Annotated in this window: 18 protein-coding genes and 1 pseudogene; 1 reads left to right on the top strand and 18 read right to left on the bottom strand. The window is 37.6% G+C overall.

Annotated features, from left to right (window positions below; genetic code table 11):
- Nucleotides 1-6: 6 nt before the first annotated feature.
- On the bottom strand, nucleotides 7-1320 hold the full coding sequence (gene der / locus IPK35_12105; protein MBK8053981.1) for a ribosome biogenesis GTPase Der: 1314 nt from the start codon (nucleotides 1318-1320) through the stop codon (nucleotides 7-9).
- A 107-nt stretch (nucleotides 1321-1427) separates the two neighbouring features.
- Between der and IPK35_12110 the strand changes: the two genes are divergently transcribed.
- Nucleotides 1428-2489, top strand: a complete 1062-nt coding sequence (locus IPK35_12110; GenBank protein ID MBK8053982.1) for an AI-2E family transporter — start codon at nucleotides 1428-1430, stop codon at nucleotides 2487-2489.
- Between the two features lie 79 nt (nucleotides 2490-2568).
- On the opposite strand, the gene IPK35_12115 is transcribed toward IPK35_12110, so the two are convergent.
- The 17 genes and pseudogenes from IPK35_12115 to IPK35_12195 form a co-directional block, all read right to left on the bottom strand.
- Nucleotides 2569-3249: a hypothetical protein gene (locus IPK35_12115; GenBank protein ID MBK8053983.1), complete on the bottom strand. Its 681-nt coding sequence runs from the start codon at nucleotides 3247-3249 to the stop codon at nucleotides 2569-2571.
- Nucleotides 3250-3884: 635 nt separating this feature from the next.
- The gene (locus IPK35_12120) at nucleotides 3885-4814 is read right to left on the bottom strand and encodes a DUF3570 domain-containing protein (protein ID MBK8053984.1); all 930 of its coding nucleotides are present in this window, start codon (nucleotides 4812-4814) and stop codon (nucleotides 3885-3887) included.
- 33 nt (nucleotides 4815-4847) lie between these two features.
- Nucleotides 4848-5078 carry a DUF4266 domain-containing protein gene (locus tag IPK35_12125; protein ID MBK8053985.1) on the bottom strand — a complete coding sequence of 77 codons (231 nt, stop codon included), beginning with the start codon at nucleotides 5076-5078 and terminating at the stop codon, nucleotides 4848-4850.
- Nucleotides 5056-6006: pseudogene (locus IPK35_12130) on the bottom strand (FAD:protein FMN transferase). Before IPK35_12130 ends, IPK35_12125 begins: the two are co-directional and overlap by 23 nt.
- Before the next feature lie 6 nt (nucleotides 6007-6012).
- Nucleotides 6013-6288 carry a T9SS type A sorting domain-containing protein gene (locus IPK35_12135; GenBank protein MBK8053986.1) on the bottom strand — a complete coding sequence of 92 codons (276 nt, stop codon included), beginning with the start codon at nucleotides 6286-6288 and terminating at the stop codon, nucleotides 6013-6015.
- A 14-nt stretch (nucleotides 6289-6302) separates the two neighbouring features.
- Nucleotides 6303-6821 carry a hypothetical protein gene (locus tag IPK35_12140; GenBank protein ID MBK8053987.1) on the bottom strand — a complete coding sequence of 173 codons (519 nt, stop codon included), beginning with the start codon at nucleotides 6819-6821 and terminating at the stop codon, nucleotides 6303-6305.
- 244 nt (nucleotides 6822-7065) lie between these two features.
- A complete protein-coding gene (locus IPK35_12145) occupies nucleotides 7066-7224 on the bottom strand; it encodes a hypothetical protein (protein MBK8053988.1) in 159 nt (52 codons plus the stop codon).
- An 18-nt stretch (nucleotides 7225-7242) separates the two neighbouring features.
- On the bottom strand, nucleotides 7243-7563 hold the full coding sequence (locus tag IPK35_12150; GenBank protein MBK8053989.1) for a hypothetical protein: 321 nt from the start codon (nucleotides 7561-7563) through the stop codon (nucleotides 7243-7245).
- 63 nt (nucleotides 7564-7626) lie between these two features.
- A complete protein-coding gene (locus tag IPK35_12155) occupies nucleotides 7627-8727 on the bottom strand; it encodes a VIT1/CCC1 transporter family protein (protein MBK8053990.1) in 1101 nt (366 codons plus the stop codon).
- Between the two features lie 2 nt (nucleotides 8728-8729).
- The gene (locus IPK35_12160) at nucleotides 8730-9428 is read right to left on the bottom strand and encodes a DUF1003 domain-containing protein (protein ID MBK8053991.1); all 699 of its coding nucleotides are present in this window, start codon (nucleotides 9426-9428) and stop codon (nucleotides 8730-8732) included.
- Nucleotides 9429-9462: 34 nt separating this feature from the next.
- Entirely contained in the window at nucleotides 9463-10605 is a 1143-nt protein-coding gene (locus IPK35_12165; protein MBK8053992.1) for an efflux RND transporter periplasmic adaptor subunit, read from the bottom strand.
- Nucleotides 10606-10650: 45 nt separating this feature from the next.
- A complete protein-coding gene (locus IPK35_12170; protein ID MBK8053993.1) occupies nucleotides 10651-11883 on the bottom strand; it encodes a TolC family protein in 1233 nt (410 codons plus the stop codon).
- A 28-nt stretch (nucleotides 11884-11911) separates the two neighbouring features.
- Complete coding sequence (locus IPK35_12175) at nucleotides 11912-15067, bottom strand: efflux RND transporter permease subunit (GenBank protein ID MBK8053994.1); 3156 nt, start codon at nucleotides 15065-15067, stop codon at nucleotides 11912-11914.
- A gap of 198 nt (nucleotides 15068-15265) precedes the next feature.
- Entirely contained in the window at nucleotides 15266-15652 is a 387-nt protein-coding gene (locus IPK35_12180; GenBank protein MBK8053995.1) for a hypothetical protein, read from the bottom strand.
- Between the two features lie 122 nt (nucleotides 15653-15774).
- Nucleotides 15775-16398 carry a carbonic anhydrase gene (locus IPK35_12185; protein MBK8053996.1) on the bottom strand — a complete coding sequence of 208 codons (624 nt, stop codon included), beginning with the start codon at nucleotides 16396-16398 and terminating at the stop codon, nucleotides 15775-15777.
- 62 nt (nucleotides 16399-16460) lie between these two features.
- Complete coding sequence (locus IPK35_12190; protein MBK8053997.1) at nucleotides 16461-18056, bottom strand: SulP family inorganic anion transporter; 1596 nt, start codon at nucleotides 18054-18056, stop codon at nucleotides 16461-16463.
- A gap of 158 nt (nucleotides 18057-18214) precedes the next feature.
- Nucleotides 18215-18535 carry a hypothetical protein gene (locus tag IPK35_12195; protein MBK8053998.1) on the bottom strand — a complete coding sequence of 107 codons (321 nt, stop codon included), beginning with the start codon at nucleotides 18533-18535 and terminating at the stop codon, nucleotides 18215-18217.
- Nucleotides 18536-18697: the final 162 nt, after the last annotated feature.

The following is an 18697-nucleotide window of genomic DNA, read 5'->3' on the forward strand; positions in this document are numbered from 1 at the left end:
ACTCAATTATTTTTCTCTGAAATATACACTTATAGAAGCCCCGGTGAGCGTAAAATGTTTTCTCAGCTGATTTTCCAAAAAATGTCTGTAGCTCACTTTTACGTGATCAGGATAGTTGCAATAAAAAACAAAAGCCGGGTAAGCCACAGGCAACTGGGCAACATATTTTATCTTTATATATTTGCCCCTGTGAGAAGGAGGTGGATTTTTTTCTATAATCTCAAGCATGACATCATTAAGGGTTGATGTTTTTATTCTTTGCTGTCTGTTTTCATAGACCTCCAGCAATGTCTCAACGGTCTTGAAGATTCGTTGTTTTTCATGTACTGAGGTAAATATCACAGGTACATCCGTAAACGGTGCCATTTTTTCTTTAAGATTTTTTTCAAAATCTCTGGCGGTATTGGTTTCTTTTTTGATTAAATCCCACTTATTGACAAGGATGACAAGACCTTTTTTCCTTTTTTGTATCAAAGACATGATACTCAAATCCTGAGATTCTATACCAACACTTGCATCGAGCATCAGCAGACAGACGTCAGCTTCTTCAATAGCATTGATAGCTCTTAAGACTGAATAAAACTCAAGGTCTTCGTGAACTTTTGCTTTTTTTCTAATTCCGGCCGTATCTATCAGATAGAATTTTTTGTCAAACTTATTGTACAAAGTATAAATAGCATCCCTGGTAGTGCCTGGTATGTCAGTCACTATGTTCCTCTCCTCTCCTATCAGTGCATTGGTCATGGATGATTTTCCTACATTTGGCTGACCTACGATGGCTATTTTAGGAATATCTTTATCCAGACCTTCAGGTCCATTCTCGCCTGATGGAAGGATGTCTGCAATGATGTCCAACAGATCACCGGTGCCGCTACCGGAAATGGAAGATATAAAAATGGTATCTTCAAAACCCAAACTCCAAAATTCATTGGCTGACATTTGTCTTTGGGCGTTGTCGACTTTATTGACTGCGAGGATTACTCTTTTTGGATTTTTCCTGAGCATACGCGCTATTTCCTCATCGAGATCCGTAATCCCTGTGGATACATCCGTCAGAAACACAATAACTCCAGCTTCATCCATGGCTATTTGCACTTGACGTCGTATTTCTGCTTCAAAGATATCTGTGGATCCTTTTACAAAACCTCCGGTATCTACTACAGTAAAATTTTTTCCATTCCAGTCAGAGAAACCATAGATTCTGTCTCTCGTGACACCACTTACATTATCTATTATGGCTTTTCTTTCCCCAATCAAACGATTAAAAAGAGTAGATTTACCCACATTTGGTCTGCCTACAATGGCAACAATATGCGACATATACAATTTTTCAAAATGCAAAGGTAAAAAAATATCCCTAAAGCACCCCGAATATATCGTCATTTTGGAAATATTGCTTTACTTTGTATTATAAATTTATAAAACAAATGAGCTATAAAAACCATATTTCCAAATCCATTATTCATCCAAACATCATAAGGCAGATTTTTTTTCTTGCTTTATTGATATTTCTGGGATTTATAATCGTGATGGAACTGTATTATCTGGTCAGCGCTTTTTTCGGGGCAGTGACTTTGTATGTCATTCTTATGTATCCTGTCAAATATTTAGTTATCATCAAAAAATGGAAGCCTGCGTTGGCTGCCATCGCACTGATGCTGGTTTCATTCATTGTTATGGTCATACCTTTGGCTTATATGGGTTCAGTGGCTGTAGATAAGATCACGCCTATCATCAATAATCCCAGTACGATCAATGATGTGTTTTCAAAAATTAATAGTTTTCTGCTATCATCATACAATATTGACATACTCAATGAAGCAAATGTCAGTAAGGTAACCGGGCAGTTAGTACCATTTGCTCAAAAAACATTGGGAGGCACATTCAGTGCAATGGGCAATATGGTCATCATGTATCTTGTTCTTTACTTTTTACTCGCCAATACAAGAGAAGTCGAAAAATGGCTAAGACAAAGTGTTCCTTTCAAATCAGCCAATGTAAAGTCTATTATCAAAGATATCAGAGCTTTGGTATACAGTAATGCCTTGGGAATACCTATCGTCGCTGTAGTTCAAGGTTTTTGTGGCTTTATCGGATATTGGATTTTTGGAGTGGAAGAATTTATCCTGATGGGTATCTTGACTGCGATCAGTTCAGTGATTCCGATCGTCGGCAGCCTGGCCATATACCTGCCGTTAGCGATCTATCAATTTGCATTTGTAGGCACCTGGCAGGGAGTCGGAGTGGCGCTTTGGGGTTTTATCGTAATAGGTTCTGTAGATAATATTGCCCGATTTGTGGTACAAAAACAACTTGCGGATATCCACCCATTAGTAACATTGCTTGGCGTCATGCTTGGTATCAGTCTTTTCGGATTTATAGGTGTCATCTTTGGCCCATTGCTGATTTCTGTATTTTTTATACTTTTTAAAATCTATGTGGATGAATTCGGGAAAGTAGATGCCAATCATCCCGATAATATTTCATAAAAACAAAAGGCGGCACTTTCTTTAAAGTGTCCGCCTTTTATCAAATCACTGATAATCAGGATTCATAAATCAACAATAATTAATTACATGAGTCTTTAAGGGCTGTCAACTCTTCCTTAGATTTTACTGTTACTTTTGTGCCATCTGACATCTCAAATGTAGCCGGAAACTTCAGAGTAGGTTTTGTTCTTGCTGCACCAGGATTAGCCGTGTAATATGCCTTTATGGCATCGTGAAGTGCTTTTCTGTCTGTTGCGCTGTTTAATGTAAATTCTTTGCCATCCGGAAGCAGAACAGTGAACGGGAAGACAGGCTTGAAACACATTTTGTGATTACCTTTTGGGCCTTTAGGTCCGTGACCTGGTCTTCCGCACATTGCTTTTAATGCTTTGGCCTCTGCATCAGTCGTAACGTTAACATATTCACCATCTGGTTTGACCACTTGGAATGGTAGGGCGATTTTAGGTCTGATTTTGCTTTCAGGATTTTTTTCTCTCCAAGCTTTGATAGCATCCTTCATAGCTTCATAAGAGTCTGCTGTTGCAGTAGAACTGTCTCCAAAAACTAATGTAACCGGAAATACAAGCTCAAAACATCCTTTACGGCCTACGCCTACTGAGTCAATAGTTCTGAGTACTGTTTCTTCAGCATATTCGTCAAGGGAAGCAGATGATAGGTCATCACTTTCAGTACAAGATGTGATAAATAATCCAACAAAGAGGAGGAAAATTGGTGCGATTTTAAAAAGATTCGTTTTCATACGGATTAAAATTTTTAAAGTTTTGAATAAAATGTTTTACAAATAGATAAGTATGGACTAATACTTTTGTACTCATATTTTTTAGTAAAAAAATAATTATTTTTACATAATAATTTATAATTACATATTAAATATTGATTATTAATGAGTTATGTTATTTAAAATAGAAAAGTAAATTTATAAAATATTTATGCCAAAAAATAACATAAATATCAATGTCGTTCAGATAAGGAATTTTTCTTTTTTTTTTTACCCTATCTAAATCTTTCCCTTACAAGGGAAAAACTTCATAGAGATGTCTTAACTAAACGACATTGGCATAAATATTCAAAAAACATATTCTCACTGTTATATCTAAAATCCTTTAAATTGCACATGAAATGATACGATACCGGCATTCAAACCATCACTGCGATGATATACAGCCCTCTTAGTTCAAGCTGACTGATGGCAAATAAATTGAGCATCGTTTTGAAAGGTGTATGCCTTACTCCTATACCATAAAAATTACTACTCAAATCAGACAAGTCAAAATCTGATGAAAAATACTTAGCATCAATAGTTGTCTCACCTTTTGGGGCAAAATAATCAATGGCTGATTGTGTATGATATCTGTAAAAAGGACTTAAAGAATATCAAGATGAAAGTCGATAAGGCACCTCTATTTGCAGGGTATGGGCTTTCATCCCCCAATCATCCTGATAATACCGGTAGAAGGACCTGATGATCATTTTCTCTCCGACAAAATAATTAGCCCTTATTCCTATAGGAATTCTTAATCTCATATCAGGAAGTGTCTCTCGTACCAATGAACCATCCGACTTATAAACCCTATGAAAAGGCGTACTTAATAAGCCATCCTGATAAGCCACATCCAGCGTTAAAGCCGCTTGGAAACGTTTTGTCAATATTTGGGACAGTGTCATAGACAAATCAAAAGTATTTCTGGCAGCATTGCCGATTTCGCCTTTCTTTTGCTGTCTGGAAGGTAAACTCGATCTGAATTCCGTAGGCACAATCTGACTATAAGTATCCAAAAAGACATTGAATCGTGCTCCGAATTCTGTATTTTGATTCTTTGACTTTTTATTAAAGTTGACACCACCGCCAAAAGATGTATAATCATATTCCTTGGAAAAAGCAAGGTTTGCCCCTTTAGAAAATCCTGTTTTTAGGTTTTCATTAGTGTAATTGATTGGAGGATAAAATCTGACATCTGACGAAGAAGCTGATGATACTTTAAAATCAATATTGTCTGAAGAAGCTGATGTATAGTAATCGATGCCCATTTCCGCACCGAAGATATGCTTTTTGCCTTTTCCATTTTGGTAGGATAACTTGAAGTAAATAACATTGGCTATGTCGGTTAATTTTTCAGTACCAATACCACCTGTGATGGCTGAATGATTACCATCCTGATGATAAAATGATGTTACTATATTTGCTTCATCAAAGGTTAAAGATTTTTTTTCAAATGTTTTTGTTGTATCAATTTTAAATGTTTGAGAAAAAAGATGCAAACTCAAAAAAAGAAAAAACAAAGTATTTATAGTGATTCTGATCATTTCTGATTAATTATTTTTTTAATGATAGGAAATTTAATTACAACCACAACCACCACTACTCTTGCCACCGGTAGCGCCGGCAGCACCTTCTCTGTACAATTGGAAACTGATTTCTGATTTTTCTACTTTCCTGATAGATAATGGCATTTCACCATCATTGATGTAAATCAAGCTTAGTGGCTTGGCACTATTGCAAGATGCCAAAAGTACTATGGCAATACTTACAATGGCAAATTTAAAATTACTCGATTTTAAGATTTTCATTTTTTGATATTTTAATATTTTTTGAATAATAAATTTTATCGGTGCTGTCTATCAATATAGCTTCTACGCCATGTATCTGATTGATAAAGTGCAATCCTGCTTCTACACCCATAATAATAACAGGAGTAGTCAGTGTATCACACAATTCAGCAAAGGGAGCTATGATCGTAACAGATTTCATTCCTTCTGCCGGCATACCGGTTTTTGGGTTGATTGTATGTGAATATTTTTTGCCACCGATAACGACAAATTTTTCGTAATCACCACTTGTAGCGACAGAACCGTTATTGATTTCAAAACGACCAATGATATGATGTTTAAAATTTGGATTGGCTACACCAATAGTCCACGGTTTTCCATCAGCCTGATGTCCCCAAGCCGTCAGATCGCCAGAAGCATTTACCACACCATCATTTATGCCTATATTTTGCATCACTCTTTTGGCCATTTCTGCTGCATAACCTTTGCCGATACCACCAAATCCGATTCGCATTCCTTTATATTTTAAGAAAACGGTTTACTCTTTGGCATCAAGCACTAGATTTCTATAATCTACCAATTTTACGGCTTTTTTCGCTATCTTTGGATCTGGTAATTGGGTCATTTTGGTATCAAAATTCCAATATTTTTTATCAACCGAGCCATAAGTGATATCAAATGCTCCTTGCGTCAGATTGGAAATTCGTTGGCATCGTTCAATGATATGGAAAACTTCATCAGGAACTTGAACAGGTTGTAGACCAGCATTTTTATTGATCGAGGCCGTGATACTGTCTTCAGAAAAAGTAGTCAATAAGGCTTCAATTCTTCTGACTTCTAGGATACCCATTTCAATTGCTTGTTTACAAATTTCTAAAGACTCATGGACAGCCGTTAATTCAAACTGGTTGCCCATGAGTTTAAGATTTGTTGTATGTGTTTGCACCATTAAATATTAATGAATTATGGTTATGGTTTTGGATAGAGAAGCAGACTCTGATTTAAATGATAGGTAGTAAATACCACTCTTTAGTGCTTTTACATTTAAAGTCTTGAATTTGTCTAATGTAAAATTCATAATTTCAGTACCATTTGGATTCATAATCTTAACTTGTACAGGATCAAAGTGCTCAGATTTTAAGTTAATAAAGTCAGATGTAGGGTTAGGATACACATGTATTTTTATTTCACTTTCATTCTCGGTTGTAGCTGATGTAGAAGAAATACCCACTACCTTTTTACCTTTTACAACATTATCTCCTGTTTTTGACCATTACCATCTGCCTGTAGCATGACATAATAAAAAAATGCTGAATCTCCAAGTATAGAAGCTGGTGATGTCCATCTAAATGTATAAGATGCTTTACCGCCAGATAAGGTAGTAGCACTTGTTTGTCTAATATACATTTTACTACCAGCAGTTTTTATGTTATTGTTAGTTCCTGCTGTTAAGGTACCACAATTAGCATTGCTTATATCCAATACCTTCAACTCAAAACCTGTATTGACACAAGTGGATACTAAAGTAATACTCACATTGTAGGACGTTAATGGCTGGATTTTGTCTGTCAATCCTTCCAAGGCAACACTTCCTGAGTAGTTCCCTCCGGAATGACACCCAGCCGCAGTGCTACAAGTTGTTTCATTAGGCGCGCCAGTCTGCCCCGTAGGTGGGTTTTTAGGATCAAGTTTGAAACCTGATGATATATTAAAAACCACTAAAAAAGACACACACAATAAAGTGAATTTAAAAAAATAAGACATAAACTTTAATTGTGATTGGAAAAAACTATTAATAATTATTTTAAATCAAGATAAAAACACCAAATATTAGACTCTTTCTGGAATACTATGAACATCCCACATATATACGAAAACATCTTATAAATGGTGTGGTGCTCGGAAATATTTTTGGATCATCAGTTACATTATTGAACCCCTAATCCATTTTTTGGAATAAAATAGACAAAAACCTACCCTGACTTTTTCAGTCTTATACAAATTCTAATCAGTCATCATTTTCTACACCGTTGCCTTCAGGATCAACTCCTTGACCACCGTCATACCCGACTCTGATTTCTGTGTGTCTGATCTCTCCTCCTGATGTGCCCGTCATTTTACCGAAATACAGACCAGCCAATCCAAGGCACAAGACTGCTATTGCCATATAATTGGCAAATGATTTTTATTTCCAGTATGCCCAAAAGCCTATCAAAGATACAAAACCAAGTATGTAATTGATGATGGCCAATATTTCTGCCTTCTCTTCATGTTCATGGATCAATTGTTTGGTGACGTCAGGTAATTTTTCAGCTATTTCTTCCGCACCTTCACCTGTGTACATGGCCGGAAAGGTGAGAATGGCTCCCAATACAAACACGCCCAAAGCGGTACTCTTTACAACATCGGAGTCAATAAAAAAGCCTACTATTAAAATCAAAAGACCAACGATAGGTACGATGATCGGGAAGTGATTAAACACTAAATGCAAATGTGCGTCGTTCATGATAAATATTTTTTAAAATTATGAAAAATTATGTTGTTGCGTGTAAGGTAAATGATGAAAAATTTATCCTGCTACCTGTACACCGATCAAGCTACCGATACCATAGGTTATGGCCGCCGCAGCCAAACCAAAAAAAACCTGTCTCATACCAGAAAACCAGATACTTTTGCCTGTAAAAAGGGTGATGGCTGATCCTATGATAAATAAGCCAATGGCACTTACCACAGTACTCAAAATCACAGCATTAAATCCTGATAGAAAGAAAAAAGGAAAGACCGGAATGATAGCGCCAATGGCAAATAATAAAAATGAAGTTATGGCTGCTTCCATGGCTGAGCCTTTGAGTTCTTCACTATTAATACCCAATTCTTCTTTTACTAATATCTCGTGTGCTTTGCTTTTATCTTTTATAATTTCAGCAGCCATTTCTCTGGCTTGAGATTCTGGAATTCCTTTGGACATATAAATGAGTGCGATTTCCTTTTCTTCTCCATCAGGATTGACTTCAAGCTCTTCCATTTCGAGATTCATTTGATTTTCATACAGTTCCTGCGAACTTTTGACCGAAATCCATTCACCCAATGCCATGGAAAGTGCACCTGCCATCAGACCTGCCATACCTGCTAATAACACTTCATCATTTCCGCTAGTGGCCCCTGCTATACCCATTACCAAACTAAAATTGGATACCAAACCATCATTACCACCTAGAACAGCTGCGCGCAATGCGTTGCCACCTACTGACCTGTGACGCTTTTCAAATCTAGCAAGATTAGAACCTGAAACTTTGGTCTGATTATCCAGTAAGTTTTTCAGTATCGTGACATGAGCAGTATCTGAAATAGATGATGAATCAGGCTTCAATTTTATTCTGGTATTGATTATTGTGTTTGAAAGACTTTTTTCTGTGTCCATCAGCACGCCAAGGATGTAGTCATAGCCCATCACTTTGCCTATAAATTGCAGCATTTTAGCTCTGCCCGAAGGTGCTGGAAAAGGCTCTGAAGGTATATTGTGTTTAACCATAAAAGCCAACGCATGACTTTTTTCAATGTCACTCATCTGACGAAAGATTTCTGCCACGTCGGGATTTTCTTCGTGCTGCGCAAGGATACCATACAAATAACTAGCATCTACTTCTGTTTGAATGTTTTGGTTTTTCATTTTCAACTTTTATTGATTGATTTTAGGATATCATTCATCATTTCTATCTGCACTTTTTGTATTTCAAGCAATTGTTCCTGCTGATAGATAATCAAATGATCTATTTTTTCGTGAAGTGCTTTGATTTCGAGTTCAGCTTTCAGATTGATCATGTAATCCTTTTTTGACCGCTCGCGGTCCTTTTCTTCCTGTCTTTTTTGACTCATCATAATAACAGGCGCTTGAATTGCAGCGATACAAGACAAGATTAAATTCAAAAGAATAAATGGATAGGGATCAAAACCCTTATTGTAAAATACAAACACATTAATGCATATCCAGACCACAAGAAAAAGAGCAAAATACCCAATGAATGTCCAACTTCCTCCAAAAGTGGCTACATGATCCGCCATGCGCTGTCCAAGCGTAGGTACTTCCACTTGGTCTGCTTCCAGTTTGTCAGAAATGGTAGTCCTTTCTTTAAACTTTGCCATGACAGTATGTTCAAGTTTAGAAATTGCTTTCAACTCCTGAGCAAGGTAATCTGAAATATATTGTTCCCTGAATTCATTCAACTCCTGAATGGCAATAAATGAAGATTCATTAAAATCTGGAAAAGTTTCCTTGATTTTTTCAAAGATAGCAGGCCTGATTGAACTTGCCGATACTTGTTCTCTTATCGGAAAACTTTTTTGAGATACATCACTTATAAATTGTTTCATAAATCGTTTATTTTTAGACTACAAGTTAACAACACTACTCAGCCACATTTTTCATCTTCATCAATAATGTGTACGCACCTTTAGTAACAATTTTCTTACCTGTAAAGATTTGAAAATTAATGATTTGTGTTTTTCCTGATTCTTTTTGGCCTGGTTGAATCTCTAGCATTTCAAAACTTTGATTCCCCTTTTCAAAAAAGACATATTCCTTGCCTTCAAAACTTACGATGGCATCATTCGGAACTGTCCAACTCGCCGCGCGATTTGCTTCTATCTCTGCATTCATATACATGCCTTGCAGTAAAGGCATAGATTGGCTTTCTACTGAACAAATGATATTGGCAAATCCTTGATCGCCAATGGTATTGACTATATAATCGATTTTTCCATTCAACTTTTGATCTGGTTTTGCGTTTGAAAATGCCAATAACTTTTGCCCTGCCTGGAGATAAGGAAGGTCTTTCTCAAATGCCTTTAACACTAGCTTTGCACCAGTATTGTCTATCATCCGGATCATGGCTTCTCCTGCTTGAACATACTTACCGCTATTGACCAATACTTCTGCTATGGTGCCTGATGCGGGTGCGACCATTATTATCTGCGATGTCATATTATCGGCAGAAAGTGTCGCCGGATTGATGTGGATGAGTTTCAGTTTTTCGCCGAGTGATTTCACCAAGATTTGATTTTGTCTGACTTTCTCATCAGCCTGTTGCAATACCTTTTCGCTGGCTGCCTGATTTTTGGAGAGTTCTGACTGACGATCGAAATCCAATTTTGCAAACGCCAAAGCATTTTTGGCAGAAAGATAATCCTGCTGCAATTGAATGTACTCCTTCTCCTCTAGGCGGACCAATGTCTGACCTTTGCTTACCTTCATGCCAGGCATCAACTTGATCTGACGTACAAATCCTGCCATAGGACTGCTCACCGTGATGGAATTCTCGGGCATCACTTCTATTTTGCCGTTCAGGTATATGACGTGGCCTATGTTCATTTTCTCAGGAAGTGATAGTTGCAACTGCGCATTCTTGAATTGAGCATCCGTAAGATCAACTACGGACTCTACGGCTACGACATGGGCAGTATCTACGGTAGTTTCTTCTCTTTGCTTACAGCTATGAAATATTCCTATTGAGAAAAAAAGAATAAGTATATTTATTTTAAAACTTGTCATTATTTATTTATTTTAAATATTTATAAAATATTTTTTTAGTTCTAACTAATAATTACTGGTGAGATAATTGAGATGAATGATGTGTGTATTAAGATTGCGTTTTAGCTCAAGGTATTCGCTTTCTATATTTATTGCCTGATTGGTCAGCATGACATATTCAAGGTAATTGATTTGCCCACTGCCAAATTGTTGTTCGGAAACAATTCGGATTAAACGTGCATTGGGTAAAGCACTCTTTTCGTATTGTTCCAATTGTGCCATAGTTGCATTATAGAGCACATACTTTTCTTGAATTTGAGCATTGATTTCTGATTTTTTGGCTTCATACATATTGGCTTTGACTTCCTCCACCATTTGAGCAGAATGGATTGACGCCCTGATTCCTTTTTGGAATATAGGAATGCCCACACCAACTTGAAAACTACTAAATCTATCGCCACCTTGATAAACTACATTGTCAGCACCTGTACCTCTGATACTCACATTTCTGTAACCTGCGTTGAGTTCCGGCCATAATGCTGTTTTCTCAGCTTGGGTCATTGCTCGGGCTGTTGTTATTTCTTGTGCTGCCATTTGTAGGATAGGATGCTTTTGCAAAGAAAGGCTATCGTAAAATATTCCGTATTTCAACACTCCAAAATCATCAGTCTGAGGAACATACTTTCGTCCATCATTGAGATACCATTGCAACTGCAGAATGACATATTCCTTCATCTTGCCGATCATGGACAATTGATTGGATATGTTGAGTTTTTGCTGCTCCGCAGTTGTTTTTTCGAGGATGTCTGTTTCGCCTTTCTGCCATCTTAAAAGTGACTTCTGTACGAATGCGTTGTATAAACTATCCTGATTTTTCAGCAAATTTTCTTTAGCTGTCAGATAACTATACTCCATAAAAATCTGATCCAACTGTTGTCTGATTTCTGCTTCACTTAGCTTGAGATAATATTCTGCAGTTTTGACCTGTTGCTGATAGGCTGCAGCCCGACGTTGATAAACCTTAGGAAGGCTGAATGTCTGTGAAAAACCCACCCCAGTATCAAAGTAAGTGCTGTTAAATTGTCCCAATTCTGCATTGATTTGCGTCGGTGCAAAATTATAGGCCGTATTGACAAAAGCCTGCTGATACTTCAGCAAACCGGCATCTGATCTGAGTTTTGCATTGTTGGCTTTTGAAATTTCTACAGCCTTTTCAAGATTGATGATTTCCTGTCCATATAAATGTAAAGATATCAACCATATAAAGACAACGACTATATTTTTTATTGTAAGGTTCATACTATTTGTTTTTGAAAAAAATAATTTACTAATGTTCATCATATGGCAATTCAGTCATATCTTCCTTCTCTAAAATCTTCCTTTCGAAAAGGATATACAAGATTGGAAGAACGATCAACGTCAAAAAAGTGGCGACCATCAGTCCACCGATAACTACCGTAGCCAAAGGCCTCTGCACTTCTGCACCGGCGCCATTACTGATCGCCATAGGCAAAAATCCCAGTGATGCTACAAACGCCGTCATTAATACCGGACGTAAACGCACCTTTGTACCCATGAGCACTATCTTTCTCAGATCTTTCCAACCTTCTTCCCTGAGCCTGTTGAACTCTGCTATAAGGACGATACCGTTGAGAACAGCTACCCCAAACAAAGCAATAAAACCCACACCGGCGCTGATACTGAATGGCATACCTCTGAAAGCAAGGAAAAAGATTCCACCAATCGCTGATAGCGGTATGGCCGAATATATAAGCAAACCTTGCCTTACCGAATTGAAGGCAAAAAACAAGAGTATAAATATCAGTATCAGGGATACCGGTACAGCGATCATGAGCCTGTTTTTAGCCTGATTGAGATTTTCAAAAGCACCACCGTAAGTGATATAGTATCCTGCTGGAAATTTGATTTGACTATTGACTTTGCCTTGCAATTCGGTCACGATACTCTGCACATCTCTGCCCCTGACATTGAAGCCGACCACAATCCTGCGCTTGGCATCTTCCCTTTGTATCTGATTAGGTCCGTCTTTGATGGAGACATCAGCCAGTTTGGATAGCGACACTTGCTGCCCATTGCCGATAGGTATAAGCAGTTTTTGGGCATCTTCGAGACTTTGCCTAGCTTCAGATTTTAACCTGACTACCAGATCAAAACGCTTTTCACCTTCGAAAACCATGCCTGTACTCTGTCCTGCAAACGCCATATTGACCGCTTTATTGACGTCTGCTATACTTATATTGTATTGGGCCAATGCATTTCTGTCATAGGAGATGATAACTTGAGGAACTCCAGTCACTGCTTCAACATATAGATTCTGTGCTCCTTCCACTGTGTTGACTAATTCGCCAATATGCTTTGCATAATGAGCCAAAGTGTCCAAATCTTCTCCAAAAATCTTGCATACTACATCCTGTCGCGCTCCGGTCATCAATTCATTGAATCTCATCTGTACAGGATACTGAAATCCTGCCGTGATGCCGGGCACATCTTCCAGTTCCTTGCCCATTTTTTCAGCCATTTCATCAAAGGTTTTGGCATTTTTCCACTCTTTCTTAGGTTTCATGATCACCATCATATCGCTGGCTTCCATGGGCATAGGATCTGTAGGCACTTCACCGCTTCCAATCTTTGTCACCACTTTTTCTACTTCGGGAAATCGTGTCAGAAGTATATGAGCGGCTTTTTGGGTAAATTCTACGGTAGTATTCAGATTACTACCAGTTAGTACCCTTGTATCTACAGCAAAATCTCCTTCTTCCAGAGCAGGAATAAACTCACCACCCATTCTTGACATAATCAATACAGATATCACAAAAAGAATCAATACAGCTGTAATAGTGATTTTGGGTATCTTGAGAAAAAACTCCAGTGACTTTTGAAAGATAATTTCCAACCGGATCATGACTTTATCCGAAAGATTGAGATCGTGTTTAAGATTCTTACTTAAGACAATGGTGCTCATCATCGGTATGTAGGTTACTGAAAGCAAAAATGCACCAAGAAGCGCAAACATCACGGTCTGTGCCATAGGAAGGAACATTTTACCTTCAATTCCGTCTAATACAAGGATAGGAAGATATACAATGAGGATTATCACCTGAGCGAAAACTGCACTATTCATCATTTTACCTGCTGATTGTTTCACTTCAGTATCCATTTGATGATTGGAAAGTCTTTCTATTCCTGTATAATGTTTACTATGTCTCAACTGATGCATGACAGCCTCTACGATAATGACTGCACCATCTACGATTAGCCCAAAATCCAAGGCACCAAGGCTCATCAGATTGCCACTCACGCCAAAGATATTCATCATGATGATTGCAAAAAGCATGGCCAACGGTATGACAGATGCTACCAGTAAACCAGCTCTGAGATTACCCAGAAACACCACCAATACAAAAATCACAATCAGAGCGCCTTCCATCAGGTTTCTTGATACTGTGCTGATGGAATTATTGACCATCTTGGTTCTGTCTAAAAAAGGTTCTATCTCGACGCCTTCTGGCAAATTCATTTTGATTTGTTCAATTCTAGCTTTTACATCTTTGATCACCTCGCTACTATTGGCACCCTTGAGCATCATCACTACTGCGCCAGCTACTTCTCCCTGATCATTGTAGGTCACGGCTCCGTACCTAGTGGCATTGCCCTCAGTTACTTCTCCTATATCCCTTATAAGTAATGGTGTACTTGATACAGATTTGACCGTTATTTTGCCAATATCATCTTTTGAACCAATAAGTCCTTCAGTACGAATATACAGAGCTGTAGCATTTTTTTCAATGTATCCGCCACCGGTATTCTGATTATTAGCTTCAAGGGCATCGAATACATCATAGATAGTGACCCCATGTGCATTGAGCTTATTTGGATCGACAACGACTTGGTATTGTTTGAGCTTACCTCCAAAGGATGAAACTTCAGCGATACCTTTGACGCCCATTAACTGGCGGCGTACTACCCAATCCTGAATGGTACGCAGTGATGTAGCGTCGTATTTTGATTCGTATCCTTTTTGGGGCTTAACTACATATTGATAGATCTCACCCAATCCAGTGGCAACAGGACCCAACTCTGGTATACCGATGCCAGGTGGGATTTCTGTTTGTACTTTTTGCAATCTTTCAGCTACCTGCTGTCTTGCCCAATAAACATCTATCTTATCATCGAAGACCATGGTAACCAAGGACAAGCCAAATCTGGAAAAGCTACGAATTTCTTTGAGTCCTGAGATATTACTGTTGGCCTGTTCGATTGGAAAAGTTACCAATCTTTCGATATCTGTTGCCCCAAATGAAGGAGCCTGAGTGATGACAAGTACTTGATTATTGGTAATGTCCGGTACAGCATCGATAGGTAATTTGGTAGCTTCATAGGCACCGATTGCAATCAATGCAATGGTCATTAAGCCTATAATGAGCTTATTATTAATCGAAAAATCAATGATTCGATTTAACATGTTTGATTATTTAAATTTCCTGAATGACTGAAAATATTTCATTGCCAATATGGTAAGGCAAATAATATTCAGCCCTAATGTGTCATGCAGATAAGTTGAAAGCTATTTATCATACTATTAAAAACAATTACATTATGTATAAAGAAATATACTTTATGCAAACAGTAAGTTAAATTTCAACTTATCTGAAGTTAATGGTCAGGAAAATCTGGGAGGGTGGAAGATGCCTTTGAGCTTGGCGTCTTCAATGAAGAGAGAAAAAGCTGCGTTGAGATGCTGCTCATTGTCGTGGGTGATAAATGCAGGTCTGATTGGCCACTCATGATCAGCGGAAATTAGAAAAGTGGGAATTTGACTGTATTCAAATGTTTTGAATGGGAGCTGTCTGTCTTGTTCGTAGTCTTCATCAAAATGTATATCGATGGTATAGTGCATGAAGTAAAATTGCTTCCATGTCATCTCAGGCATTTCTTCAAGATGGTCAAGATAATGGATGACAATCAAAGGTGCTTTGATCACTTCTTTCATTGGTGTAAAAGAAATGATACATAAAAAAACAAGCAATCTTGCGACATATTGTTTCATGATGCAAAGATAGTTATAATTTGCAAATATCGATTAAAACCAAAAAATGATATTCATTGCTTGCATTATGATTTAAATCATAAGCAAAAAAAAACCGGGCTCTCACCCGGCTTATTAATCAACTATTCATAAAAGTCAACTTTTCCTGTATCCACATCATACATCCCACCTACGATTTTGATTGCTCCTGACTCTTCCAATTCGTGGATGATGACACTTTCTCTCCTTATCCGCTCCATGGTCAGATGTACATTTAGTGAAGCTACTTTTTCCACAAATTCAGCATTTTTGCTGGTTCTGTTTTCTGTGGTGGTTTTTTCTTCGTAAACTGCAGGTTGTATTTTATTAAGCAGAGTGGTGAGATTGCCCATTTCTATATGGTCGCATGCTCCTTTGACAGCGCCACATTTAGAATGGCCAAGTACTACGATGATTCTCGAGCCAACCACTTTTGTGGCAAATTCCATAGAGCCGAGGATATCTTCATTTAGAATATTACCTGCAATCCGTACACTAAATATATCTCCAAGCCCCTGATCAAAAATCAGCTCTGCTGATGTACGGCTGTCAATACAACTCAAAACGATGGCAAAAGGCCATTGACCTTCCCGGGTATCATTAACCTGCTCGAGAAGATTTCTGTTTACTTTCAGATTATTAACAAATCTGCCATTCCCTTCCTTCAGAAACTGAAGTGCTTTTTCAGGAGTGACTGTGGATTGAGATTCTGCGCTATGTGCTTTCATATTTTTTGTTTTTATTTTTTTATTAATATTTAATTTCCAAATTATAAATTTTAAACATACTCTTAATTACTTTCTACCCAGGTATGCCTGTTCTCTTCAAGGGTGTTTTCAAGTTTGTACTTATCTTTAAAGCCTACTAATTCTACATTGATCCCTTTTTCTGGACCACCCGCTTCTTTAAATTCTTTGATCAGGTCGAGTACATCATGGGCTATATACTCAGACTGAGCAGCATTGATGACCACAGTACAGTTTTCGGGAAGGTGCCCAAGTGTTAACTTTATAGCAGCCTTATTTAAAAAAGATACCTCCTGCGCCAGGTCAATGTGTATAATATCTCCTGAATGATAGGATTCCTTTCTAAAATAGTAAGCGCGCTTCAGATTGCCCTGTAAAACAAACAATATGCTTATAAACATCCCTATCGCAACACCAGTCAATAAATCTGTAAAGACCACTGCAAGCAATGTAACTATAAAAGGGATAAACTGAAACTTACCCTGAGCCCAGAATTTTTTGACTTTATCAGGGTGAGCCAATTTGAAACCAATCAATATTAGTATAGCAGCCAAAGTAGCCAAAGGAATTTTATTCAATAGTGACGGTATAGCAAGTACACAAACCAATAACAGCACTCCATGAATAATAGCCGACAACTTGGTCCTTGCTCCTGAATTGATATTTGCTGATGTTCTCACTACTACTGATGTCATGGGTAATCCGCCTATCAGTCCGCTGAGTACATTTCCGATACCCTGAGCTTTTAATTCAGTATTGGTGCTGGTGTACCTCTTATATACATCCATGCGATCACTTGCCTCTATGCACAACAAAGTCTCAATAGAAGCAACAATCGCCAGTGTCACAGCCACTGTCCATACTGCCTTACTGGTAAGACCTGAAAAATCCGGTAATGTGATCAGAGAGCCGATTTCTGAAATTGAATTTAGCACCGGAAGTGTCACTAAATGTGATGAATCTAATCTCAGGCCCGATCCTGTTTGTATAAAAATTTCATTTATTATAATACCCGCCAATACGGCAACCAAGGCGCCCGGCAATAATTTTATTTTCTTCAGAGCAGGTACTTTGTCCCACATCAACAGTATACCTAAGGATACCACAGTGATTATTGTCGCACCTATGCTGATATGGTCAAATGATTCTAGCAGAGTAGTAAAAGTATTTCCGCCTGATTTCTCTTCAAAAGCAAGGTCTCCTTCAGTATCTTTGTCATATCCGAAAGCATGTGGTATTTGCTTTAAAAATATGATGACGCCTATACCTGCAAGCATGCCTTCTATTACATTATTGGGAAAATAGTTTGATATACTTCCCGCTTTAAGAAAACCAAGTATAAGCTGTAGGGCACCAGATAATACTACTGCAAGTAAAAATAACTCAAATGATCCCAAAGTCGTGATCGAAGATAACACTATCGCAGCCAAACCGGCAGCAGGTCCTGAGACGCTTACGTGAGAATTACTTAAAAATCCAACTACCAGACCACCAATGATACCCGCAATGATCCCTGAAAACAAAGGCGCACCGGATGCCAGTGCAATACCGAGACATAATGGCAATGCTACAAGAAATACCACAAGTCCTGATGCAAAATCTGAATTTAAATGTTTTGTTGTTAAAAATTTGTTTTCCATTTTTTGTTTAATTTATAAAAATAAGATGACTAAAAAACATTTTTCGGTCAATCCTAATCAATTTATAATCAAGGCTATATAATGCCAAATAGCTTGATGATTAAAAAGTGTGCAATTTCTATTCTTTATTAAAATAATAGAAATTGCATATATAAAAATTAAACTTCCGGTGGATTGTCAGGTGGTGGTTTTATTCCTGCCTCATTGTGATGCAATGAATAATAAGCATTTTGTTGATTCCATTCATTGTTCTTAATGCAACAAACTACCATGTTTTTCTGTGGCGTAAATAAATATTCGTCGAGCTTCTCACCTGGTTTAGAAGACTTTTCATCAGAAGAGTTTTCTTCTTCCCCTCCCAAAATAATAGAAATTTTGACACCTTTGTATTGAGCAATAGTTGTATATATGGTACAATGTACCATTGCAAGTAAAAAGACTATCGATATATACTTACCCAACATGATTATACTTAACATTAAAAATTATTATTTGTTCAATTAAAAAAATTCATTAATTCTTAGATTCAAGTTATAAATGCAACTTTTCGGGAGGTAAAAATGCCTTTATCAATTTTTTTCAAAGGAAAGGAGTACAACTCCCTTCCCCTGAATGGTAAAGTCACTATATTGTCTCCCGTC

It is taken from the genome of Saprospiraceae bacterium, assembly GCA_016713025.1.
Lineage (GTDB): Bacteria > Bacteroidota > Bacteroidia > Chitinophagales > Saprospiraceae > OLB9.